At 63.9% G+C, this 22506-nt stretch carries 18 protein-coding genes and 1 tRNA gene; 15 read left to right on the top strand and 4 right to left on the bottom strand.

The features are described 5' to 3' along the window. Positions 1 to 99 precede the first annotated feature (99 nt). On the bottom strand, positions 100 to 891 hold the full coding sequence (locus HD883_RS25405; RefSeq protein WP_179590416.1) for a competence protein CoiA: 792 nt from the start codon (positions 889 to 891) through the stop codon (positions 100 to 102). A gap of 201 nt (positions 892 to 1092) precedes the next feature. After that, a complete protein-coding gene (locus HD883_RS25410; RefSeq protein ID WP_179590414.1) occupies positions 1093 to 2085 on the bottom strand; it encodes an alpha/beta hydrolase in 993 nt (330 codons plus the stop codon). Positions 2086 to 2430: 345 nt separating this feature from the next. On the opposite strand from HD883_RS25410, the gene greA reads away from it, so the two are divergent. Then, positions 2431 to 2907, top strand: a complete 477-nt coding sequence (gene greA, locus HD883_RS25415; protein ID WP_179590413.1) for a transcription elongation factor GreA — start codon at positions 2431 to 2433, stop codon at positions 2905 to 2907. A 252-nt stretch (positions 2908 to 3159) separates the two neighbouring features. Here greA and HD883_RS25420 read toward each other — a convergent pair whose 3' ends face one another. Next, complete coding sequence (locus HD883_RS25420) at positions 3160 to 3867, bottom strand: YhbY family RNA-binding protein (RefSeq protein WP_179590411.1); 708 nt, start codon at positions 3865 to 3867, stop codon at positions 3160 to 3162. A 136-nt stretch (positions 3868 to 4003) separates the two neighbouring features. Between HD883_RS25420 and HD883_RS25425 the strand changes: the two genes are divergently transcribed. The 6 genes from HD883_RS25425 (at position 4004) to HD883_RS25450 (ending at position 10617) form a co-directional block, all read left to right on the top strand. Further along, on the top strand, positions 4004 to 4660 hold the full coding sequence (locus tag HD883_RS25425) for an RlmE family RNA methyltransferase (RefSeq protein WP_179590409.1): 657 nt from the start codon (positions 4004 to 4006) through the stop codon (positions 4658 to 4660). 76 nt (positions 4661 to 4736) lie between these two features. Then, positions 4737 to 6617: an ATP-dependent zinc metalloprotease FtsH gene (ftsH, locus tag HD883_RS25430; RefSeq protein WP_179590407.1), complete on the top strand. Its 1881-nt coding sequence runs from the start codon at positions 4737 to 4739 to the stop codon at positions 6615 to 6617. Positions 6618 to 6809: 192 nt separating this feature from the next. Further along, positions 6810 to 7667: a dihydropteroate synthase gene (gene folP / locus HD883_RS25435; RefSeq protein WP_179590405.1), complete on the top strand. Its 858-nt coding sequence runs from the start codon at positions 6810 to 6812 to the stop codon at positions 7665 to 7667. 61 nt (positions 7668 to 7728) lie between these two features. Then, positions 7729 to 9069 (top strand): phosphoglucosamine mutase, encoded by a 1341-nt coding sequence (glmM, locus tag HD883_RS25440; protein ID WP_179590403.1) that lies wholly within the window; start codon positions 7729 to 7731, stop codon positions 9067 to 9069. A gap of 128 nt (positions 9070 to 9197) precedes the next feature. Next, a complete protein-coding gene (locus HD883_RS25445) occupies positions 9198 to 9650 on the top strand; it encodes a SixA phosphatase family protein (RefSeq protein WP_179590401.1) in 453 nt (150 codons plus the stop codon). 121 nt (positions 9651 to 9771) lie between these two features. Further along, a complete protein-coding gene (locus HD883_RS25450) occupies positions 9772 to 10617 on the top strand; it encodes a GNAT family N-acetyltransferase (RefSeq protein ID WP_179590399.1) in 846 nt (281 codons plus the stop codon). A 131-nt stretch (positions 10618 to 10748) separates the two neighbouring features. On the opposite strand, the gene ppx is transcribed toward HD883_RS25450, so the two are convergent. Beyond that, positions 10749 to 12239 (bottom strand): exopolyphosphatase, encoded by a 1491-nt coding sequence (gene ppx, locus HD883_RS25455; protein WP_179590397.1) that lies wholly within the window; start codon positions 12237 to 12239, stop codon positions 10749 to 10751. 169 nt (positions 12240 to 12408) lie between these two features. Here ppx and ppk1 point away from each other — a divergent pair, with 169 nt between their 5' ends. From ppk1 to HD883_RS25495, 8 genes are all read left to right on the top strand, one after another. Next, complete coding sequence (gene ppk1 / locus HD883_RS25460; RefSeq protein WP_179590395.1) at positions 12409 to 14502, top strand: polyphosphate kinase 1; 2094 nt, start codon at positions 12409 to 12411, stop codon at positions 14500 to 14502. Positions 14503 to 14611: 109 nt separating this feature from the next. Next, positions 14612 to 15652, top strand: coding sequence for a phosphate ABC transporter substrate-binding protein PstS (gene pstS, locus HD883_RS25465; protein ID WP_179590393.1), 1041 nt, complete (start codon positions 14612 to 14614; stop codon positions 15650 to 15652). Positions 15653 to 15816: 164 nt separating this feature from the next. Beyond that, positions 15817 to 16836, top strand: coding sequence for a phosphate ABC transporter permease subunit PstC (gene pstC, locus HD883_RS25470; protein ID WP_179590391.1), 1020 nt, complete (start codon positions 15817 to 15819; stop codon positions 16834 to 16836). Between the two features lie 6 nt (positions 16837 to 16842). After that, complete coding sequence (pstA, locus tag HD883_RS25475) at positions 16843 to 17706, top strand: phosphate ABC transporter permease PstA (RefSeq protein WP_179590389.1); 864 nt, start codon at positions 16843 to 16845, stop codon at positions 17704 to 17706. A gap of 61 nt (positions 17707 to 17767) precedes the next feature. Then, the gene (gene pstB / locus HD883_RS25480; RefSeq protein ID WP_257022689.1) at positions 17768 to 18538 is read left to right on the top strand and encodes a phosphate ABC transporter ATP-binding protein PstB; all 771 of its coding nucleotides are present in this window, start codon (positions 17768 to 17770) and stop codon (positions 18536 to 18538) included. Positions 18539 to 18697: 159 nt separating this feature from the next. Continuing rightward, positions 18698 to 18774, top strand: a tRNA-Pro gene (locus HD883_RS25485). Positions 18775 to 19086: 312 nt separating this feature from the next. After that, a complete protein-coding gene (locus tag HD883_RS25490; protein ID WP_179590386.1) occupies positions 19087 to 21309 on the top strand; it encodes a hypothetical protein in 2223 nt (740 codons plus the stop codon). A gap of 72 nt (positions 21310 to 21381) precedes the next feature. Then, positions 21382 to 22482, top strand: a complete 1101-nt coding sequence (locus HD883_RS25495) for an acyltransferase family protein (RefSeq protein WP_257022690.1) — start codon at positions 21382 to 21384, stop codon at positions 22480 to 22482. The last annotated feature ends 24 nt before the right edge of the window (positions 22483 to 22506 follow it).

Below are 22506 nucleotides of genomic sequence, written 5' to 3' on the forward strand. Positions count from 1 at the left end.
CCGCGAGGCGCCTTTGTTTTTTGGCCGACAGTGATGACGTTTCCGCGGCGGGATCGCACGTAGGGCAGAGGCGGGCACACGGTCGCCTGCGGCGTTGCATCACACGGTGGCAGCCGCCGTCCACCATGCCGGATGACGATCGATGTACAGCGAGCACGCGGGCACGGCCATCGTCTTCGTCCTGCGGGCCGGGCAGCGGCGCGCCTGGAAGTGGGAACTGATCACGGCAGGACGACCTTGCAGCGGCGTCCGCCAGCGGCTGGACCGCCTTTCGTAGCCGCCACCGTAGCGCAGGTCGCCGCGGTCGAACCAATGGCGCGGCTCGACATACAAGGTGTGTTCATCGAAGTGATACGGGACAACGACTTGCCCGTGGGACCAGTAGTAAACGCGGCCATAGCAGGCAAAGTGCAGCCACTTTTCCCAAGTGCGCGGGCTGTAACGATCACCGGCCAATCCGGGGCAGGCAAGGGCGACCCACAACACATGGACACCCAGCGCGTGACAGTTCGCCGTTCGCCGCGCCACCTGTTCCGCCGTCAGGTCGCTGCGCTGCACCTCAATCGCTACCCACTGTCCCCGGATCCGGGCAAGGACGTCCGCCACGGCAACATCGCCCACCGGCGCTTCCAGCCGGACTTCGGTGACGGCCGGGTCGGCACGCAGCGCATCATGGATCGCCATCTTGGCCTCAAGGTGCTCGGCAGATTCACCCAGTCCCCAGGCGCAGGTCAGGGGTGGCCGGTGCGCAAAATGATGGGTGACCACGCGTCCCTTCTTGAGCGTCAACCCCTCGCCGCAGCCCGGGCATCGATACGGCCCGCCGTCTTTTTGCGCCTGCCGCGCTTCGACCTTGATTTGGTCAGTGCTGCGAATGGCGGTCAGACTCATGGCAGGTCACCAAGGATGAAAGGTCGGGCTTTCAGATTGGAGCAGACCTGGCGAGGCGGCGCGTGCGACTTTCCGGGAACCCTGCCTGAACTGACAGGCGCGGTATGCGCCTGCCTGAACTGACAGGCGCGGTATTCCACCTGACCAGACGCAGGTCATTGATGCCCGGCCCCTTGCGCTATCAACGCCTGGCCATGCGCGTTATTCCGCCGATCCAGGCGCGCCGTGTTCCGCCGCCATCCACCGCACCGCATGCGCCAGCCCGATCGGCAGCATCTCGCCATGGGTCTTTCCGGGCTGATGTGCGTAGCTGGCCCGGACCCCTGCGCCTGCCCCACCCGCCGCATTGACCATCCGGGCAATCGCTTCAGGACTGTCTTCGGCCATGACCCCGTCCAGCTCCTTGCCGCCGGCCAGCACGAACAGGCGGGCAGGGCGGCCGGACGCCGGGGCGCCCACCGCAACATTCCGCGCCTCCTTCACGATCGCCCGATCGTTCCACCACGTCGACGGACTGGCCGCCACATACGTCTGGTACCGGGCCGGATCCGTGAACAGCGCGTGCAGGACCAGCAGCGCCCCGAACGAATGCCCATAGATGCCCTGGCGATCGGCCGCCACCGGATACCGCTGCGCGATCAGCGGCCGCAAGGTGCCGTCCATCCACGCCAGCATGCGGTCCGCGCCGCCGCCCGGTTGCGCGCGCCCCGGCGCCGTCGGATTGCCCGGCACGCCAAGCGGCTTGTCAGCCCCCGGTGATGGCGGCGTGTAGTCCATGGACCGGGCCTGCACGTCGTAACGATCGTCCACGTCGTAGCCCACGCCCACCAGGATGACCGGCGCCCCGCGCGCCCGACCCAATTCCGCACGCGCCTGCCGCAGGCTGTCGAAGGCCGCGTTGCCATCCAGCAGGTACAGCACCGGATAGCCCCCTGCAGGCGGAGGCGCCAGCGGCCGCCACACCTGGATACGGAACCCGGTGACGCGCCAGGGCGACGGCAGCACGAACGTGTCGACCCGGTGGGCATCGATTGCCACGGCGATATCCGCCGGCTGGCTCGCCATCGGCCGGTCAGGCCGCGGCTGCGCCTGTACCTGCCACGGAAGCAGGGCGCCCAGCGTCATCAACAACGCCGCCGCTCCATCGGACGCAAAACCCAACCCGCGGACACTGATCTTCGACATGGTGTACATGATTCTCATTTGCATCAAAGAACCGCAAGTGTCGCATGTCCCGCAGCCCCGGCCACCCCGCCCGTCCGAAACCTGCCGCTACGGCTGAGCGCAAGGCACGACACGTCCTGTCAGGGATCGGGAACAATCCCGTATTCTTGGCCGGAAGGCTTGCGTCATCCGCCAAGTTTCAGGACAATCTCTGTTGATCGCCCCGGTTCTGATCGAGCCGGGGTTTTGTTTTTCCGTCCGCCGCCCGGCCGCCTGTGCGTGGTCCGGTGGGGTTGAACGGGCCAGGCATCTACCGGCCGACCCGTCATCCCGCCCAGCCGGCGGACATCCACCAGAATGTGAAGGAAGTAGAACATGGCTGCCATTCCGCTGACCGTGCGCGGTGCCGAGCGCCTGAAGCAGGAACTGCATCGTCTGAAGACGGTGGAGCGTCCCGCGGTGATCAACGCCATCTCCGAAGCGCGTGCCCAGGGCGATCTGTCCGAAAACGCCGAGTACGATGCCGCGAAAGAAAAGCAGGGCTTTATCGAAGGGCGCATCCAGGAACTGGAAAGCAAGCTGTCGAACGCACAACTGATCGACCCGACCGAACTCGACGCCGACGGCCGTATCGTCTTTGGCGCGACGGTGGACCTGGAAGACCTGGAATCGAACGAAAAAGTGACCTACCAGGTGGTGGGCGACGACGAGGCCGATATCCGCGTCAACATGATCTCGATCTCCAGCCCGATCGCGCGCGCGCTGATCGGCAAGTCGGAGGGCGACGTGGCCGAAGTGCAGGCGCCGTCGGGCGTCCGCGAGTACGAGATCCTGAACGTCCGCTATATCTGAATTGCTTCTGAAGTGCTTCTGAAGTGCTTCTGAAGTGCTTCTGAAATGCGCCTGAAGCGCGTCTGACCCGCTGGCTGACGCGTTTCCGGCGCGCCCCGCCAGGCACACCCGGCCTGCACTGAACGGCAGGCCTGCGCGAACGCCGTCCTGCCCAGGCAGGGCATCGGGTCGCAATAAAGACAGGATCAGGGAAGGAAATCCGCCCGCCCCGCGCCACGGCATGCCGTGTGGGGGAGGGCGGTCACGGCGCGCTTACTTGTCGCCGCGGGTCTTGCGGGGCGCGCCGCTGCGGGCGCCGGCGCGCAACGAGAGCGCGCTGCGGGCCGAACCGGGCTTGGTGAACGACGTGGCCTTCTTGCGGGCAGCGCCCAGCGTTGAAGTCAGGCCGCCGTCGGTGCGACGCGGTGCGCTTTTGCGCGCGGCGCCGCGGGCCGAACCGGCCTCGTCATGCAAGGACGGGCGGGTCTTTTTCTCGGCTGCGCCCAGATACCGTTCACGGGCGGTGATCGGGCCGGTCGCGCGCTCGATCTTTTCGCCGCGCTTGCGCTCGGGGGCGGGCTTGCCGACCTGGGCCTGGCGCTTCGGCACGTGGGGCTCGCTGGCCTTGCGGTGCGTGTTCAAGCCGAGGGTCGACACGTCGAAACCGCTCTTCTTGTCCAGGAAGGCCTTGCCTTCCGGATCGGCTTCGGTCGGGCGATACAGAATCAGGATCTTGCCCAGGTGGTGAACCGGGGCGCAGGCGAGCTGGTCGCAAATCTGGTGCAGGATGTCTTCGCGGGCGGCGCGGTCTTCACCGCCGGCGCGCACCTTGATCAGGCCATGGGCCGACAGGTTGCGGTCGATTTCCTGCAATACCGATGCCGACAGACCCTTGTCGCCCAGCAGGACGACGGGTTTGAGGGGATGGGCGGCGGCGCGCAGGGCGCTGCGTGTTTGGGAAGTAATGTCAAGGACGGGCATGCCGCGATTGTACGGGACGGCGCGTCAGGACGCAGGATTCTTTGTCCGCAGTATGCTTGCGGGTGGGCGATTTCGCCAAATCAGTGGGTTAACGCACGGCGGACGCCAGCAAGGCGCCGCGTCGGCATAAAGAAAGATGGCAAAAAAGAACAAGTTTTCAACCGCCTGGCTGCACCAGCACATCAACGATCCGTATGTGAAGCAGGCCCAGCAGAAGGGATACCGCGCGCGGGCGGCCTTCAAGCTGACCGAGATCCTCGATACCGAAAAGCTGATGCGTCCTGGCGACGTCGTGGTCGACCTGGGCGCGGCGCCCGGCAGCTGGTCGCAGGTGGCGCGCGAGCGCCTGGTGGGACCGCAGGGCGTCTTGCGCGGCCGCATCCTGGCACTGGACATCCTCCCTATGGAGCCTATCGCCGATGTCGAGTTTCTGCAGGGGGACTTCCGCGAAGATGCCGTTATGCAACAACTCGAAATGTTGCTGGGTAATCAGGTGGTAGACCTTGTAATTTCAGATATGGCCCCCAACCTTTCGGGAGTAGGAGTGGCGGACGCCGCCCGGATGGAACATGTGTGCGATCTCGCCCGCGAGTTCGCCATTGCCCATCTGAAACCCGACGGTGCGTTGGTGGTAAAGGCCTTTCACGGGAGCGGGTTTTCCCAGATCGTGAAGAGCTTCAAGGATACTTTTCATCGGGTGGTCGAACGCAAGCCGAAAGCCTCGCGGTCGAACTCCTCCGAAACGTTTCTGGTTGGCCGTGGCTTGAAGGTCAACCGGATGCGGGCAGAGTAGAATCAGGCAATCAGTTTCGACCGCTCGGTATCTTCCGGGCGGTTGGCCGGTCGGCAATACGAGTAGGAGATCGACCTTGAACAATATGTTCTCCAAAGTCGCGGTCTGGATGGTGATCGCGTTTGTTTTGTTCACGGTCTTCAAGCAATTTGAAGGCCGTGCTCGCCCGCAGGATACGGTGTCGTACTCCCAGTTCATGGAAGAGGCGAAGGCAGGTCGTATCCAGAAGGTGGACGTCCAGGGCGATATCCTGAACGTCACGCCGGCTGACGGCCGTCCGTACTCCATCACGTCCCCTGGCGATCTGTGGCTGGTTGGCGACCTGATGAAATACGGCGTGCAGGTGTCCGGCAAGCCCAAGGAAGAGCCGTCTCTGCTGATGAGCCTGTTCGTGTCGTGGTTCCCGATGCTGCTGCTGATCGGCGTGTGGATATTCTTCATGCGGCAGATGCAGGGCGGGGGGCGCGGTGGTGCCTTCAATTTCGGCAAGTCGCGTGCGCGGATGCTGGATGAGAACACCAACACTGTCACCTTTGCCGACGTGGCAGGCTGTGACGAAGCCAAGGAAGACGTGCAGGAACTGGTCGACTTCTTGCGGGACCCCACCAAGTTCCAGAAGCTGGGTGGCCGCATTCCCCGTGGCGTGCTGATGGTGGGTTCGCCAGGTACCGGCAAGACGCTGCTGGCTCGCGCCATCGCCGGCGAAGCCAAGGTCCCGTTCTTTAGCATTTCCGGTTCGGACTTCGTTGAAATGTTCGTTGGCGTGGGCGCTGCGCGCGTGCGCGACATGTTCGAAAACGCCAAGAAGCAGTCGCCTTGCATCATCTTCATCGACGAAATCGATGCAGTCGGTCGCCAGCGCGGCGCCGGCCTGGGTGGCGGCAACGACGAACGCGAACAGACGCTGAACCAGATGCTGGTCGAGATGGACGGCTTTGAAACGAGCACGGGCATCATCGTGATCGCCGCCACCAACCGTCCGGACGTGCTGGACCCCGCGCTGCTGCGTCCGGGCCGTTTCGACCGCCAGGTCGTGGTGCCGCTGCCGGATATCCGTGGCCGCGACCAGATCCTGAAGGTCCACATGCGCAAGGTGCCGGTCAATACGGACGTCGACGCATCGGTCCTGGCTCGCGGTACCCCGGGTTTCTCGGGCGCCGACCTCGCCAACCTGGTGAACGAAGCCGCGCTGTTCGCAGCCCGCCGCAACGGCCGTACGGTCGAAATGTCGGACTTCGAAAAGGCGAAGGACAAGATCATCATGGGCGCGGAACGCCGCTCGCTGGTCATGCCTGAAGAAGAACGCCGCAACACGGCGTATCACGAGTCGGGTCACGCCATCGTCGCCCGCATGCTGCCCAAGACCGACCCGGTCCACAAGGTCACGATCATTCCTCGTGGCCGTGCCCTGGGTGTGACCATGCAGCTGCCGGAAATCGACCGATACAGCATGGACAAAGAACGCATGCTGAACACCATTTCGGTGCTGTTCGGTGGCCGGATTGCCGAAGAAGTCTTCATGCACCAGATGACGACGGGCGCATCCAACGACTTCGAACGTGCCACGGCGATTGCCCGTGACATGGTGACGCGCTACGGCATGACCGACACGCTCGGCACCATGGTGTACGCCGAAAACGAAGGCGAAGTGTTCCTGGGTCGCAGCATCACCAAGACGACGCAGATGTCGGAATCGACCATGCAGAAGGTCGACAACGAGATCCGCCGGATCATCGACGAGCAGTACGGCGTCGCGCGCAAGATCCTGGAAGACAACCGCGACAAGGTGGAAGTCATGACCAAGGCCCTGCTCGAATGGGAAACCATCGACATGGACCAGATCAACGACATCATCGACGGCCGGCCCCCGCGTCCGCCGAAGCTGCCCGAGTCGAACAACACCCCCACGCCGCCCACCACGCCCGGGGTCACCCCGAACGCGCACGCGCCGGCCTGACGGTGTCCTGCCTCGCGCATAGGTCTGGTGCTGCTCCTTAAACGGCGAGCCAGACCGATGCCGGGGCAACCAGCATGCTCCACTGCGGCCTATTGCGGATCTTTCGCAATAGGCCGCAGTCGTTTCAGGGTGCAGCCGTGGGTTCACCCGACGTTTCCCTGACCTTTCCGCTGTCTTTTTCCCCTTGATGGAATGACCGATATTCCCGCTCCACCCCAAACCCTGCGCTGTGGCCGCTACCTTCTGGACCTGTCGCGTCCGCGCGTGATGGGCATCGTCAACCTGACGCCCGACTCGTTTTCGGACGGCGGCAAACACGACTCCGTTGACGCGGGCGTGGCCCACGCTCGGCAATTGCTGGCCGACGGCGCCGACCTGCTGGACCTGGGCGGTGAATCCACGCGCCCCGGGGCGGCGGACGTATCCGTAGCCGACGAGCTGGCTCGCGTGCTGCCGGTGATCGAAGCATTGCGCGATTGCGGCGTGCCGCTGTCGGTGGATACGGCCAAGCCCGCCGTGATGCGAGCCGCCCTGGCGGCGGGCGCCGACATGATCAATGACATCTGGGGATTCCGGCAGCCCGGCGCCCTGGAGGCGGTGGCCGGCAGTGACTGCGGCCTCTGCGCCATGCACATGCAGGGCGAGCCGCGCACGATGCAGGCCGCGCCCGAGTACGATGACGTCGTTGCTGACGTGCTGCGCTTCCTGCAAGACCAGGTCGCGCGGCTGGAAGCCGCGGGCGTGGCGCCGGGCCGGATCAGCCTGGATCCGGGTTTCGGGTTCGGCAAGACCGTGCCGCAGAACTACCAGCTGCTGCGCGAGCTGGACCGCGTCGCGGCGCTGGGCTACCCCGTGTTGATCGGCGTCTCACGCAAAAGCATGATTGGCGCGATCACCGGGAAGGCGGTGGGGGACCGAATGGCTGGGAGCGTGGCCGCGGCCCTGTCAGCCGTGCAGCGGGGTGCCCGAATCGTACGTGTGCACGATGTTGCCGCGACCGTGGATGCGCTAAAAATCTGGGGAACAGTGGAAACTGTCGCCACACCATAATTTCTGACCGCCTGGCGCGCAGAACAGACGTTGCAGACGCTGCAAAGAATAAGGACAGCACATGGCGACGAGTCGCAAATATTTTGGTACCGACGGCATCCGTGGGGAAGTCGGCGGTCCGGTCATCAATGCCGAGTTCGCACTCCGGCTGGGTTATGCCGCCGGCCGTGTGCTGGCGCAGCGCGGGGTCAACGGCAAGCGGCCGGAAGTCTTGATTGGCAAGGACACGCGCATTTCGGGTTACATGCTGGAATCGGCGCTGGAAGCCGGCCTGTCGGCCGCGGGCGTCGACGTCATGCTGGCGGGGCCAATGCCCACGCCTGCCGTCGCCTACCTGACGCGCGCGCTGCGCCTGTCGGCGGGCATTGTCATCAGCGCCTCGCACAATCCGTATTACGACAACGGCATCAAGTTCTTTTCGGACCGCGGCATGAAGCTCGCCGACGACGTGGAACTGCGGATCGAAGAAGCGCTGGAGCAGCCCGTGGGCTGTGAACCTTCCGAGACGCTGGGCAAGGCCCGCCGCCTGTCGGACGCCAACGGCCGTTACATCGAATTCTGCAAGGGCAGCTTTCCGTCCGACCTGAGCCTGAATGGCTTGCGGATTGTGGTCGACGGCGCGCACGGCGCGGCCTACCAGATCGCGCCCAGCGTGTTCGAAGAACTGGGCGCTACCGTGATTGCGGTGGGATGCAAGCCCGATGGGATGAACATCAATGCAGGCGTGGGCGCTACCCATGTCGAGGCGCTGGTACGCGAGGTCAAGGCCCACAAGGCCCATCTTGGCATTGCGCTGGATGGCGACGCCGACCGGCTGCAGATGGTCGATGCCGAAGGCCGGTCCTTCAATGGCGATGAACTGCTGTACGTGATCGTGCGCGAGCGGCTGTCGGCGGGTCCGGTGGCGGGCGTTGTTGGCACCCTGATGACCAACTACGCGTTCGAAAAGCAGATGGCCGCCCTGGACGTAGGCTTTGCCCGCGCCGCCGTGGGTGACCGCTACGTCATGGAACTGATGCAGGAACGCGGCTGGCTGTACGGCGGCGAAGCGTCCGGCCATGTGATCTGCCTGGACCGCCACACCACGGGCGACGGGATCGTGGCCGCCCTGCAGGTGCTGGCCGCCATGCAGCGCGCCGGCAAGTCGCTGTCCGAATTGCTGGAGCCGCTGCGCCTGTTCCCGCAAAAGCTGGTGAACGTCCCGCTGGCCGACGGGGTGGACTGGGAGGCGCATGCCGGCCTGACCGCCGCCACCCGCGAAGCCGAATCCCGCGTGGCCGGCCGGGGCCGGGTGCTGATCCGTGCCTCGGGCACCGAGCCCAAGCTGCGCCTGATGGTCGAAGCCGAAGACGAAGCCCTGGTCGATGATTGCCTGGCGCTGCTCGAGGGCAGCCTCAAGTGACCCGCAAGGAAGATGCGCCATCCGCCAACGCCGCGCAGGTCATCCCTAAGGGCGACCCCGCCTGTCAAAGTCCGGTCATTCAACCGTCGCAGAATAAGGACCCTTTGTCCTTGATCGAAACGGATTCCATGAACTTGCTCCTGTGGCGCCATGCCGAGGCCGAAGATGGCCACGACGACATGCAGCGTGCCCTGACCAAACGCGGCCGCAAGCAGGCGGAGCTGGGGGCAGCCTGGCTGCGCCAGCACGCGCCTGCCGACCTCAAGGTGCTGGTCAGCCCGGCCGTGCGCACCCGGCAGACCGCCGATGCGCTCAAGCTCGACTACACCGTGATGCCCGACTTGGCGCCCGATGCCGAGCCTGCCAACGTGCTGGCTGCATCGGGCTGGCCGTTCGCATCGACGTCCGTCCTGATCATCGGGCATCAGCCGACCCTGGGCCGGGTCGCCAGCACGCTGCTGGCGGGCGAAGACCTGCCCTGGACGCTCAAGAAAGGCGGCATCTGGTGGCTGGCCCGCCGTCAGCGTGACGAAGACTTCCAGGTCGTCGTGCGTGCCGTGGTGAATCCCGAACTGCTGTAAACGCCGCTTTTCGCGCAGTCCCCACCGGCCGTGGCGTTTTCACGGCCGCGTCACATCCCGGTCAAGGAACTGCAACGCAAACCCCCGACACTAGCTCAACTAGCCCAAGGGGAGTGCGTACATGCTCGAGTTCAGCCGCATTGAAGCCCGTCGTCCGATTCCGGATGTCGCCCATCAGCGTTTTGCCGAACCCGCCCAGACCACGGGTTTCGCCGTGGGTCTGGCGCGGTCGTGGAGCGAGGTCGAGGCCGCGCAGCGCCTGCGTTACGACGTGTTCACCGAAGACATGGGCGCCATCTTCCCGAACGCCGTGAACGGCATCGATGAAGACCGGTTCGACACCTGGTGCGAACACCTGATCGTGCGCGAACTGACGACCGGCCGCGTCGTCGGCACCTACCGCATCCTGGGCCCCAAGCAGGCGCGCCAGGCCGGCAATTATTATTCCGAATCCGAGTTCGACCTGACGGGCCTGGCGTCCATCCGGTCCGAACTGGTCGAGTTCGGCCGTTCGTGCACCCACCGCGATTACCGCAGCGGCGCCGTCATCATGCTGTTGTGGTCGGGCCTGGCCGAATTCCTGCGCCGCGCCAATTACCGCTACGTGCTGGGTTGCGCCAGCGTCAGCCTGCGGGACGACGGCGCCACGGCGGCCGGGGTGTACCGCGCGGTGGCTGACCAGTTGGCCTCACCCGGACCCTTGCAGGTGTCGCCCCTGCATCGCCTGCCCGTGGAACGGCTGGATGCCGACCTGCCGACGCGCGTGCCGCCACTGATCAAGGGCTATCTGAAATTGGGCGCCAAGGTGTGCGGCGAGCCGGCCTGGGACCCGGACTTCAATACCGCGGACTTTCCGATGCTGCTGTCGGTGGATACGATGGATGATCGCTACCGCCGTCACTTCAACCTGGCCCCGGCGGCGTCGCGGCCGACCGGCACTGCGTCCCAGACCCTGGTGCGCGCATGACGACCTGGCGGCGGGTCTCGCCCCAGGCCAGGGCGCCCATCGGCCGGCGCGCGGCGCTACGCCGTCAACTGCGCCGCCAGTGGCGCCGCGCCGGACTGCGTTTCATGCGGCACACCACCGGCGGTCTGCGTTCAGAGCTCAAGCAGCTGGAACGTAAAGCCTACCTTGCTCCATTCTGACTCTTCGGCACGCAAGGTAAAGTCGGTCAGGGGGTGATCCTTCAGCCAGCCGGCGTCGACCTTGACCGTGATCGACCGGTCCCGCAAGGACACGGTCACGGGCAGGCTGTCCAGGTCTTCGCGGCGGCGGAACAGCACCGCAGCCAGCCGCAGGCAGAGGATCGCCACCCACTGCGCATCGGTCTTGACCAGCGCCTGCAGTTTGCCCAGCTTGCCCAGGTGGCCCAGCGTCAGCAGCGCCAGCTGGCGCTGGTCCTGGCGCGAGAACCCTGGCATGTCGGCGTTTTCCAGCACGTAGGCCGTGTGCTTGTGATACGTGTTGTGGGCGATCGACAGGCCCAGTTCGTGCAGGTCCGCCGCCCAGCCCAGGGCGCGTTCCAGTTCCTCGAACCCGGGGGTGTTGGCCGGCACGAGTCCGGCAAACATGTTCAGCGCTGCCGTCTTCACCCGCGTGGCCTGCGCCACGTCGATCTCGTAGCGCAGCATGAACTGGCGCACGGTGTCGTCGCGCTTGTCGGTTTCGGCGTCGCGCCCCAGCAGGTCGTACAGCACGCCCAGGCGCAGCGCGCCGTCGGCCGTATTCATGGAATCGATGCCCAGTTCGTCAAACACCGCGCTCATGATGGCCAAGCCGCCCGGCAGCACCGAATAGCGGTCCACCTTGGCGCCCAGCAACTGCGCCCGGTCCACCGTGCCTGCCTTGATCAGGCGTTCCTTCAATTTATCCAGGCCGCGGCGCGTGATGCCGTGGTCCGAAAAGCCGGATTCGACCAGGATCGTGCCCAGCGCCTTGCCGGTGCCCGACGACCCGAAGGCTTCTTTCCAGCCGGTGCGCCGGTACTGCTTGGCGATGACTTCCAGTTCGCGGCGGGCGGCCAGTTCGGCCTGCTTCATGCCGTGCGCATCGATCACGCCATCGGGAAAGTAGGCGCGGCTGTAGCTGACGCAGCCCATGTACAGCGATTCCATCAGTTCCGGTTCGAAGCCGTTGCCGATGATGAATTCGGTCGATCCGCCGCCAATGTCGACCACCAGGCGTTTTTCGGAAGAGGGCGGCAGCGAATGGGCCACCCCCGAAAAGATCAGGCGGGCTTCTTCGCGGCCGGCAATCACCTCGATCGGAAAGCCCAGGGCGGCTTCGGCGCGGGGCAGGAAGTCCGCCACGTTGCGCGCGACCCGGAAGGTATTGGTCGCCACCGCGCGCACGCGGTCCGGATGGAAGCTGCGCAGGCGCTCGCCAAAGCGTTCCAGCACCGAGATCGCCCGCTCGATGGCTTCCGGCCCGAGTGTCTTGTCGGCGCCCAGGCCCGCCGCCAGCCGCACGGTTTCTTTGAGCCGGTCGACCTGGTAGACCTGCGCCGTGTCGCCATCGCGCGCGATACGTCCGATCAGGAGCCTGAAGCTGTTGGAGCCGAGGTCGACGGCGGCGAGCATGGAGTTCATAGGGTGGGTAACCGGCAAGGTGACGTTCCCGGGGGATAGGGGCGGGAGCGCAAGATTAAGGGTTTGCTATGACAGGATCATGTCTTTGTCATAGGCTAGTCATCATTTTGACGCAAAATGGGCCGCTGCTTCGGGGTGTGCCCGCAGCCAGCCTCTATTCGGACCGTCTATGGCATCACGTTTGCCCGTCAACGAACTCTTCCTGAACCGTGAATTGGCCCTGCTCAAATTCAATGAGCGGGTGCTGGCGCTGGCCGAAGATGAACGCACGCCGCTGCTCGAGCGCCTGCGTTTCGTCTGTATCGTCAGCTCCAACCTGGACGAGTTCTTCGAGATCCGGGTGGCGGCGCTCAATGAGCAGCTTAGCCAGAATCCGAGGGTAAAGGGGCTGGATGGCCGTACCCCCGAAGAAGTGTTTCAGACGGTGTCGGCCAGTGCCCATGCGCTGATCGACCGCCAATACGCGCTGCTGAACCAGGTGATCCTGCCGCGCCTGCAGGGCGAGGGCGTGATGCTGCACATGGCCCACACCTGGACCGAGGCCCAGCGCGAATGGGCGCACGAAGTCTTCCAGATGGACGTGATGCCACTGCTCACGCCGATCGGCCTGGACCCGGCCCACCCGTTTCCCCGCGTCTTCAACAAGAGCCTGAACTTTGCGGTGCAACTGACCGGTCGGGACGCGTTTGGCCGCAATGCCGCGATCGCGATCGTGCAGGCGCCGCGCGCGCTGCCGCGCCTGACGCAGATGCCGCCCGAGCTGTCCGGCCATCCGCATGGCTACGTGATGCTCACGTCCTTCATGCAGGCCTTCGTGGGGGACCTGTTCCCCGGCATGAAGGTCAACGGCTGCTACCAGTGGCGCGTGACGCGCAACAGCGACCTGTTCGTCGACGACGAAGAAATCACCAATCTGCGCCATGCCCTGCAGGGCGAACTGACGCAGCGTCACTTCGGCAACGGCGTGCGCCTGGAGCTGGCGGATTCCACGCCGCCCGACCTGCAGCAGTTTTTGCTGAAAGAATTTTCCTTGCAGCCGCGCGATGCCTACCGGGTGGACGGCCCGGTCAACCTGTCCCGGCTGATGCAGCTGGTCGACCTGGTGGACCGCCCCGACCTGAAATTCGCCGAATTCCGCGCTGCCGTCCCGCCGCCGTTCGACGAACGGTCGCTGACGCCCGACGCCATGTTCCGCGCGATTGCCGAAAAGGATCGCCTGCTGCATCACCCGTACGAGTCCTTCCAGCCGGTGATCGATTTCCTGACGGCCGCCGCCGCCGATCCGTCGGTGGTCGCCATCAAGCAGACCATCTACCGCACGGGCGAAGACTCCGAGCTGATGCGCCTGCTGCTGGCCGCGGCCAAGTCGGGCAAGGAAGTGACGGTGGTGGTGGAACTGATGGCGCGCTTTGATGAGCAGACCAACATCAACTGGGCGTCGCGCCTGGAAGAAGTGGGCGCGCACGTGGTGTACGGCGTGGTGGGCCACAAGACCCACGCCAAGATGGCGCTGGTGCTGCGGCATGAAAAGGGCCGCATCCGCCGTTATGGCCACCTGGGCACGGGCAACTACCACCCGCGCACGGCGCGGCTGTATACCGATTTCGGCATGTTCACGGCCGATCCCCGCATTTGCGAGGACATGGACCAGATCTTTGCGCAACTGACCGGCCTGGGCGAGCAGCGCAAGCTGAAGGCGCTGCTGCAGGCGCCGTTCTCGTTGCATGAAACCATGGTGTCGATGATCCGGCGCGAGGTGCGCCACGCCAAGGCCGGCAAAAAAGCCAGGGTGATGGCCAAGATGAATTCGCTGCTGGAACCCACCATTATCGAAGAACTGTACAAGGCCAGCCAGGCCGGGGTGCAGGTCGATCTGGTGGTGCGCGGCGTGTGCACGCTGCGGGCTGGCGTGCCCGGCCTGTCCGACAACATTACCGTCCGGTCGCTGATCGGCCGCTTCCTGGAGCATTCCCGGGTCTTTTATTTCCTGAACGACGGCCAGGAAGCGGTGTACCTGGCGTCGGCCGACTGGATGGACCGCAACTTCTTCCGCCGGGTCGAAGTCGCGTTTCCGATTTTTGATGCGGACCTGAAGAAGCGGGTGGTCGACGAAGCCTTCAATTTCGCATTGCGGGATACGCAGCTGGCCTGGATCCAGCAGCCCGACGGCAATTACGCCCGCATCAAGAGCCGCCGCAAGCCCATGAACCTGCATACCCATCTGATGGCCCAGCTGGGCGGAGACGCGTCCACGTCCGAGTGACGTCGGGTTTTCGCCTACGCCGTTCATGACTGTCACGGTCATGTCATATTGGCTGGGTAATCTGCATGGGTACGCTGTTTTTCCCCCACCCAACGCAGAGGGTCCTGCAATGTTCAAGCACGTTTTCAAGCAAGTTTCGGTCGCTGTCGCTTTCGGTCTGGCATCTGTTGCCGTCCATGCAGCCGACATCACCGGGGCTGGCGCATCGTTCCCGTACCCCATCTACGCCAAGTGGGCGTCCGACTACAAGGCTGCCACGGGCAACACGGTCAACTATCAGTCGATCGGTTCGGGCGGCGGCCAGAAGCAGATCATCGCCAAGACGGTCGATTTCGGCGCCTCGGATGATCCGATGAGCGGTGCGGACCTCGACAAGAACGGCCTGCTGCAATTTCCCGCAGTGATCGGCGGCATCGTGCCCGTGGTCAACCTGCAAGGCATCACCCCGGGTCAACTGAAGTTCACCGGCGATCTGCTGGCCAACATCTACCTGGGCAAGATCAAGAAGTGGAATGACCCGGCCATCGCCCAGCTGAACCCTGGCGTGACGCTGCCTTCGACCGACATCATCGTCGTCTACCGTTCGGACGGCTCGGGCACCACCTTCGGCTGGACCAACTACCTGTCGAAAGTCTCCGCCGACTGGAAGTCGAGCGTCGGTGAAGGCAAGGCTGTGAAGTGGCCTGCCGGCCAGGGCGGCAAGGGCAACGAAGGCGTCGCCAACTACGTGAAGCAATTCGCCGGTTCGATCGGCTACGTCGAATACGCCTACGCCAAGCAGAACAAGCTGTCGCACGGCCAGGTGCAGAACAAGGACGGCAAGTTCGTCCAGCCGGAAGAAGAGGCCTTTGCTGCCGCTGCCGCCGGCGCCGACTGGAAAAGCGCGCCAGGCATGGGCGTGATCCTGAACAACGAACCGGGCGCCAAGGCCTGGCCCATCACCAGCGCGACCTTCATCCTGGTCCAGAAGACCCAGGACAAGCCCGCGCAGGCCGCCGAAGTCCTGAAGTTCTTCGACTGGGCGTTCAAGAACGGCAAGAAGTCGGCTTCGGACATGGATTACGTGGCCCTGCCTGACGCCGTGACCACCCAGATCCGTGGTCTGTGGAAGTCGGACATCAAGGACACGAGCGGCAAGGCCGTCTACTAAGTCCTGGATTGCAGCATGATCGGGAGCACTGTCCTTACGGGACGTGCTCCCGAGTCGTGTGTCCCGCCTGTACGTCGTTTACCCCCGCATTACCCCTGATTCGTCCCTATTCATCTCCTTTGGGTGGCCGTTCCGGCATCTCATACCCTTGACGGGAAGCACCGATGAGCGCGGTCCTTGATAACATGCCCGGCGTACGCCGAGGAAACTCGGTCCCAGTAACTACCGGGAACACGCCCCCGATGAAGAAAAGCAACAACGCGTTGATGGATGCGCTGTTCAAGAACGTCACCCGACTTGCGGCCTTCCTGGTCCTGAGTCTGCTGGCCGCCATCCTCATATCCCTCGTGTTTGGCAGCCAGATCACGCTGTCCAAATACGGCCTGAGCTTCCTGACCTCGTCCGAGTGGGACCCGGTCAACAACGAGTACGGCGCCCTGGTGCCCATCGTCGGCACGCTGCTGACCTCGTTCATTGCTCTGATCATTGCCGTGCCGGTGTCCTTCGGCATCGCCATGTTCCTGACCGAACTGTCGCCGACCTGGTTGCGCCGCCCCCTGGGCACCGCGATCGAAATGCTCGCCGCGATTCCGTCGATCATCTACGGCATGTGGGGCCTGTTCATCTTTGCCCCGCTGTTCCAGACCTACGTGCAGCCGACCCTGATCAACACGCTGGGCAACATCCCCGGCGCCGGCATCCTGTTCCAGGGTCCGGCTTTCGGTATCGGCGTGTTCACCGCCGGCATCATCCTGGCCGTCATGATCATCCCGTTCATTACCGCCGTGATGCGCGACGTGTTCGAACTGGTCCCGGCGCTGCTGAAGGAATCGGCCTACGGCCTGGGCGCAACGACCTGGGAAGTGGTGTCGCGCGTCGTGCTGCCCTTCACGAAAGTGGGTGTGGTCGGCGGCATCATGCTCGGCCTGGGCCGCGCCCTGGGCGAGACCATGGCCGTCACCTTCGTGATCGGCAACGCGTACCGGCTTTCGACCTCGGTGTTCGCACCGGGCAATTCGATCGCCTCGTCGCTCGCCAACGAGTTCGCCGAAGCGTCCGACGATGTCCACCTGTCGGCCCTGATCGAACTGGGTTTGATTCTGTTCCTCATCACGACCATCGTGCTGACCTTCTCCAGGCTGATGCTGCTGCGCCTGTCGAAGAGCGAAGGCATCAAGAGCTAAGCGACCATGATCCCGACCATTATCAACATGCAAAACCCGGTGTACCGCCGCCGGAGTGTCACCAACAAGGTCATGCTGGCGTTGTCGGCAGCGGCCCTGATGTTCGGCCTGTTCTGGCTGTTCTGGATCATCCTGACGCTGCTCACGAAGGGCGCCAGCGCGATGGCCTTTACGCTGTTCACCGAAATCACCCCGCCGCCGGGCCAGAACGGCGGTCTGATGAACGCGATCGTCGGCAGCGTCATGATGGCCGGCGTCGGGACCCTGATCGGCACGCCGGTCGGCATCCTGGCCGGTACCTACCTGGCCGAATTCGGCCAGCGCGGCTGGCTGGCGCCGGCCACGCGCTTCATCAACGACGTGCTGCTGTCGGCCCCGTCGATCGTGATCGGCCTGTTCATCTACACCGTGTATGTCGCCCAGGTCCGCCACTTTTCAGGCTGGGCCGGCGCGCTGGCCCTGGCCGTGATCGTGATCCCGGTCGTGGTCCGCACCACCGATGACATGCTCAAGCTCGTGCCGAACAGCCTGCGCGAAGCCTGCGCCGCACTGGGCTGCCCGCAGTGGAAGATGATCACCATGGTCTGCTACCGCGCGGCCCGCTCGGGCATCGTCACCGGCATCCTGCTGGCCGTGGCCCGCATTTCCGGTGAAACCGCGCCGCTGCTGTTCACCGCCCTGAACAACCAGTTCATGTCCCTGAACATGAATGGCCCGATGTCGAATCTGCCCGTCACGATCTTCCAGTTCGCGATGAGCCCGTTCGCCGACTGGCAACGCCTGGCCTGGGCCGGCGCGACGCTGATCACGCTCCTGGTGCTGGCCATCAACATCGCCGCCCGCATCATGTTCCGCAAACAAGCTGCCTGATCCCGCCATGCCTGCCTATCATTCGACCTCTTCGAACCAGACTCCCCGTAACGGAACCGCCATGGACCTCCACGCCTCGCCTGCCAAGCTCGAAGTCAAGAACCTGAACTTCTACTACGGCAAGTTCCACGCCCTGCGCAACGTGAACATGACCATTCCGGAAAAGAAGGTCACGGCATTCATCGGACCCTCGGGCTGCGGCAAGTCGACCCTGCTGCGCACGTTCAACCGCATGTTCGAGCTCTATCCCGAACAGCGGGCCGAAGGCGAGATCAACATGGACGGCGAAAACCTGCTGACGTCCAAGATGGACATCTCGCTGATCCGCGCCAAGGTCGGCATGGTGTTCCAGAAGCCGACGCCGTTCCCGATGAGCATCTACGAAAACATCGCCTTCGGAGTGCGCCTGTTCGAAAACCTCAGCAAAGGTGAGATGGACGAGCGCGTCGAATGGGCGCTGACCAAGGCTGCGCTGTGGGAAGAGGCCAAGAACAAGCTGAACCAGAGCGGCCACAGCCTGTCGGGCGGCCAGCAGCAACGTCTGTGTATCGCCCGCGGCATCGCCATCAAGCCGCAGGTCCTGCTGCTGGATGAGCCATGTTCGGCGCTGGACCCGATCTCGACCGCCAAGATCGAAGAGCTGATTGCCGAACTGAAAGACGACTACACCGTCGTCATCGTGACGCACAACATGCAGCAGGCAGCCCGCTGCTCGGACTACACGGCCTATATGTACCTGGGCGAGCTGATCGAATTCGGCGTGACTGACCAGGTGTTCATCAAGCCGACCAAAAAGGCGACCGAAGACTACATTACCGGCCGCTTCGGCTGATCGGTGATTCGGCAAGCGCACGCGATGCATGTTGCGCCGCGTGCAACTTGCTTTTGCAGGCATGCCAGTGCTATACTTTTTTTCTGCCTGAAAGGGCAGTGAAAAAAGTACTGCCACTAAGCGACCCGCCGAGCTCAATACGGCGGACGCAAAGTACTTCGGAGTGTAGCGCAGCCCGGTAGCGCATCTGCTTTGGGAGCAGAGGGTCCAAGGTTCGAATCCTTGTACTCCGACCAATTTGAAAGCCCGTCCACCGCAAGGTTGACGGGCTTTCGTTCGTCTGGCGATCCTCAACTCCACCACCCGCTACCGGCTGTACTTTGCAATGGATCCTCGCTAACGAACGAATGATTCTCCCTGCAAGGAATCGCCGTGGTAAAAGCATTTCGGGGAGTAGTTCGGATTAAACCGGCGGAGATAATGCCATGCGTAAATGGTTTGGGGTGGTGCTTGTAAGTGCATGCTGCGCGCTTAGTGCGTGCGGTGGGGGAGACTCCGGAGACGGCGGATCGACTGCTCCAGGCACGCCTCAGGATCCCTCTGTCCCTGTGACACCTGTCGATCCCCCGCAGCCGACATTCACGCAGCGTGATCTCGACAGCGCCGCCAACGCAAAAGTGTCATCGACACTGAACCTTGCGGACAACAGCGTCAAGCTCGAATGGACGGACTCCTTTGCTGCCGGCACCGACTTCGTCGTGGACATTGCCGGGGCGGATGGGAAATTCGCGCGGGCCGCCACGGTACCTGGCTTGAATGGTGCCGGCGGCCGTATCGCCTGGTCATGGCCGAATGCGCAGACGCAAACTTATCGCGTGAGCGCGGTGGTACCTGCAGGCGCGCTTCCTTTGACGGCGTCTGCGGGTGGCACCTCCATCGTCGTGGCAGTGCCGCAGGCGGCTGTCACCATCATCACCGACAAGACCGAACCGCTGACAGGCGCAGTAACCCTCTCACTCAGTGGGGGGGCCACCTACCGGTCGGTGAAGTGGTATTCCGATCTGCGTTTGCTCGGTGCGGGCGCCCAGACACCGGGCGCGCCGCTGGTCTGGGACAGCAAGTCGGACCCGGTCGGCAACCACTTGATTCTTGCCCTTGTGGAGGTGAGCGATGGTGTGTTCGTCGAATACCGGCGTGCCGTGGCTGTTGCAAACCCCGACATCGCAGCCAGCGTGGCCCGCAATGTCAGGATGTCAGCAGCATTTGACGAGGTGTACGACGTCACGGCGACCTCCGCCAACGGCATTGCCAAGGTTGCCGCCGTGCTTGACGGTGCGCCGTTTGGCGAATTGCTTCAGCCTAACGGGTGCCCGATCGAGCCTTGCGGTGTCTACCCCCAATCGGTGTACCGGTTCGTGCTTAACGAACGGGCCGTTGGCTCAGGTACCCACGCATTGAAAATTTTCGTCACGGACAAAACGGGTGCCTTCCTGGAGTTGAGCGACACCGTTCGTATTTCGAACGCTCCAGCGGTCACGTTGGAATCGGGACTGGATGGCAGTTTCATTTCGGGCAATGTCGTTCTGCGTGGCAAGGCCGTGACGGATAAGGCCTCGCCGCTGACCACGACCGTGAAGATCGGCAGCCTGACCGTTCTCACCACAACGCAGCTCGATTTTTCCGCGCCGTTCGAAGCGTCCGGTCTCGGCGCAGGACGATACGTGGTCACTGCGACGACGACCGACAACACCAACATGTCTGCATCGTCCACCGCTACGGTCTACGTTCAATCGCCGTCTGCGGCCAAGCCGGAAAAAATCACGGTCCTCCAGGCGGAGGGCGAATTGCTTGCAGCGGCCGGCGACTCGATTCTGTATCGGGCGGCGGACCGCTCGATTCATTGGCTCAACACCGTGACCGGGCTGAACCGACCCATTTCTGGCAGCATCGACCTGGCCTGGATCAATACGACTTGGCTGCTAGGCGACGGTTTCGTGGTCGCCGCCGGTCGCGGCTCGGATTGCCAGGACCAATGCGTCTATTTTTGGGGCAGCGACCTTGTTGTCAAAAACCTCACGAACATCGATCCGCAGCGATCGGTGACGGGGTTCGAAGGCGGCAGCAGAATGCCGCAGATTGTCGGCCGATATGTCGTATGGAAAAGCGAAGCGGTGTCCTTCGCCGGATTCCGGATCTTTGAAACAGACACGGCAACGTTGCGGTCTATCCTGCTTCCTGCCGGCACCAATAGCGACCTGGGATTTGGTTATATGCGGGGAGGTGTACTCAACGTCCTGTACACGATCAATCCCAGCCTGGGGGTAGCCGCAATTACGAACTGGAATGCGCAGACTGGCGCGTCCGAAAACCTGAATATCAATGGCAATTCGCCCAGGTCCGACGGTGAACGTGTGATCTGGACACGGCCCGGCACGGATCCTCTCTATCCAGGGCTTTCCGTGCCTCGCATCCTTCTCGGAAGGCCTCTTGCAGGCGGCCCGGAGTTGACCTACACAAGCACGTTGCGAGGATACTCGGTGTCTGACGGGCTGGTCAGATGGGGCGAGGACAGCACGGGCGCGAATTCCCTTTATTCGATCAACGGTAGCGACAAGTTCGCGGTGGATCTGACCACCAACCGGCAGCCGCTCCCCGGTTCGCCCATAGAGATCGATTTCCAGGCGAATCAGGCGGTATATACCTGGAAAGCCGCGTCCGGCAAGAGTCAACGTTTGCTTGATATCCTGCCCGTCAAAACGCTCCAGTCGGGAAACAAGCGTTACTTCACGCTCGGCAACAACAAGACGGTTTACAGGGTCGTCACTGACTGACGGTGCGCTGCAAGCGGCGTTCGAGGGCTGAAGGGCGTATCGTCCTGGTCATCGAATGCCCAGGATTCCATGATGACGTCTTCGCCATCCCGCCTGCCCCTGATGGACGCCATCAAGGCGGCTGGCTGCCTGGCGATCGTGGCGCATCACCTGGCTTTTTACGGGCCGATGTCGGACGTGGCGTATCCGCTCTCGCACCCCTTGTTCGACGGGCTGTATGCCTACGGGCGGATGGCGGTGCAGGCCTTCCTGGTCGTGGCGGGCTTCCTGTGCGCGATGCAGCTGGGGCCGCATGATGGAACCCGTACAGCCGCCAGCCCCTGGCGCGCGATTGCCAAGCGCTATCTGCGCCTGGTGGTGCCACTCGCCGCCGCCCTGACTCTTGCGATCCTTTGCAACGCCCTTGCCCGGCGATGGATGACGCATGAATCCATCTCGGCGGTACCCAATCCCTGGCAGCTGTTCGCGCACGTGTTCTTTTTGCAGGACCTCGTCGACCAGGAGGCCTTGTCCGCAGGCGTCTGGTATCTGGCGGTCGACTTCCAGCTGTTCACGATGATGGCGCTGATCCTGGCGATCACGGCGCGGGCCGGCATGCCCAGGATGGGGATCGTGGCGATCGCGGGGCTGACGTGGGCGTCATTGATCGCGTTCAACCGCGACGATCTGTGGGACGAAACCGGCGTGTACTACCTGGCCTATTACGGGCTGGGCGCGCTGGTGTTCTGGGCGACGGAACCGTCGGTCAGGCGGCCGCGGGTCTGGCTCGGTCTGCTGGTGGCCTGTGTCGGGGCGGCCTTGCTGGCGGATTTCCGATCAAGGATTGTCGTGGCCGCCGCCGTGGCCGGCCTGCTGGCGTGCGCGCGCCTGTCGGGCGGGCTGGCGCACTGGCAGATGCCTGACATCGTGTCCTGGCTGGGCCGCATCTCGTTTTCGATCTTCCTGGTCCACTTTCCGGTGTGCCTGGTGGTCAACGCGGCCGTCGCGCGCTTCCTGCCTGCCACGCCCGTGGTCAACGCCCTGGGCCTCGTCGCCGCGTTCTTCTTCAGCATTGCAGCGGGCGCCGTGTTCTACCGGATGGTCGAAGGGCGGCGCTTCAGCGCGGCGGGGCAGGGCGGGGTGGTCGCCCTGTTCTTTGCGGTGGGTCTGGCGGCTTGGAAACTCGGCTGGTAGACCGGCGCCAGGCCGGACCCGCGC

This window comes from Pigmentiphaga litoralis (assembly GCF_013408655.1).
Taxonomy (GTDB): Bacteria; Pseudomonadota; Gammaproteobacteria; order Burkholderiales; family Burkholderiaceae_B; genus Pigmentiphaga; species Pigmentiphaga litoralis_A.

Excerpts from the sequence above, each read along its gene's own strand:
- greA (WP_179590413.1), top strand. The coding sequence starts at position 2,431 with ATGGCTGCCATTCCGCTGACCGTGCGCGGTGCCGAGCGCCTGAAGCAG.
- glmM (WP_179590403.1), top strand. The coding sequence starts at position 7,729 with ATGGCGACGAGTCGCAAATATTTTGGTACCGACGGCATCCGTGGGGAA.
- HD883_RS25410 (WP_179590414.1), bottom strand. The coding sequence starts at position 2,085 with ATGTACACCATGTCGAAGATCAGTGTCCGCGGGTTGGGTTTTGCGTCC.
- HD883_RS25445 (WP_179590401.1), top strand. The coding sequence starts at position 9,198 with ATGAACTTGCTCCTGTGGCGCCATGCCGAGGCCGAAGATGGCCACGAC.
- pstC (WP_179590391.1), top strand. The coding sequence starts at position 15,817 with ATGAGCGCGGTCCTTGATAACATGCCCGGCGTACGCCGAGGAAACTCG.
- ppx (WP_179590397.1), bottom strand. The coding sequence starts at position 12,239 with ATGAACTCCATGCTCGCCGCCGTCGACCTCGGCTCCAACAGCTTCAGG.
- pstS (WP_179590393.1), top strand. The coding sequence starts at position 14,612 with ATGTTCAAGCACGTTTTCAAGCAAGTTTCGGTCGCTGTCGCTTTCGGT.
- pstB (WP_257022689.1), top strand. The coding sequence starts at position 17,768 with ATGGACCTCCACGCCTCGCCTGCCAAGCTCGAAGTCAAGAACCTGAAC.
- pstA (WP_179590389.1), top strand. The coding sequence starts at position 16,843 with ATGATCCCGACCATTATCAACATGCAAAACCCGGTGTACCGCCGCCGG.
- HD883_RS25450 (WP_179590399.1), top strand. The coding sequence starts at position 9,772 with ATGCTCGAGTTCAGCCGCATTGAAGCCCGTCGTCCGATTCCGGATGTC.
- HD883_RS25495 (WP_257022690.1), top strand. The coding sequence starts at position 21,382 with ATGACGTCTTCGCCATCCCGCCTGCCCCTGATGGACGCCATCAAGGCG.
- folP (WP_179590405.1), top strand. The coding sequence starts at position 6,810 with ATGACCGATATTCCCGCTCCACCCCAAACCCTGCGCTGTGGCCGCTAC.
- ppk1 (WP_179590395.1), top strand. The coding sequence starts at position 12,409 with ATGGCATCACGTTTGCCCGTCAACGAACTCTTCCTGAACCGTGAATTG.
- HD883_RS25425 (WP_179590409.1), top strand. The coding sequence starts at position 4,004 with ATGGCAAAAAAGAACAAGTTTTCAACCGCCTGGCTGCACCAGCACATC.
- HD883_RS25405 (WP_179590416.1), bottom strand. The coding sequence starts at position 891 with ATGAGTCTGACCGCCATTCGCAGCACTGACCAAATCAAGGTCGAAGCG.
- HD883_RS25420 (WP_179590411.1), bottom strand. The coding sequence starts at position 3,867 with ATGCCCGTCCTTGACATTACTTCCCAAACACGCAGCGCCCTGCGCGCC.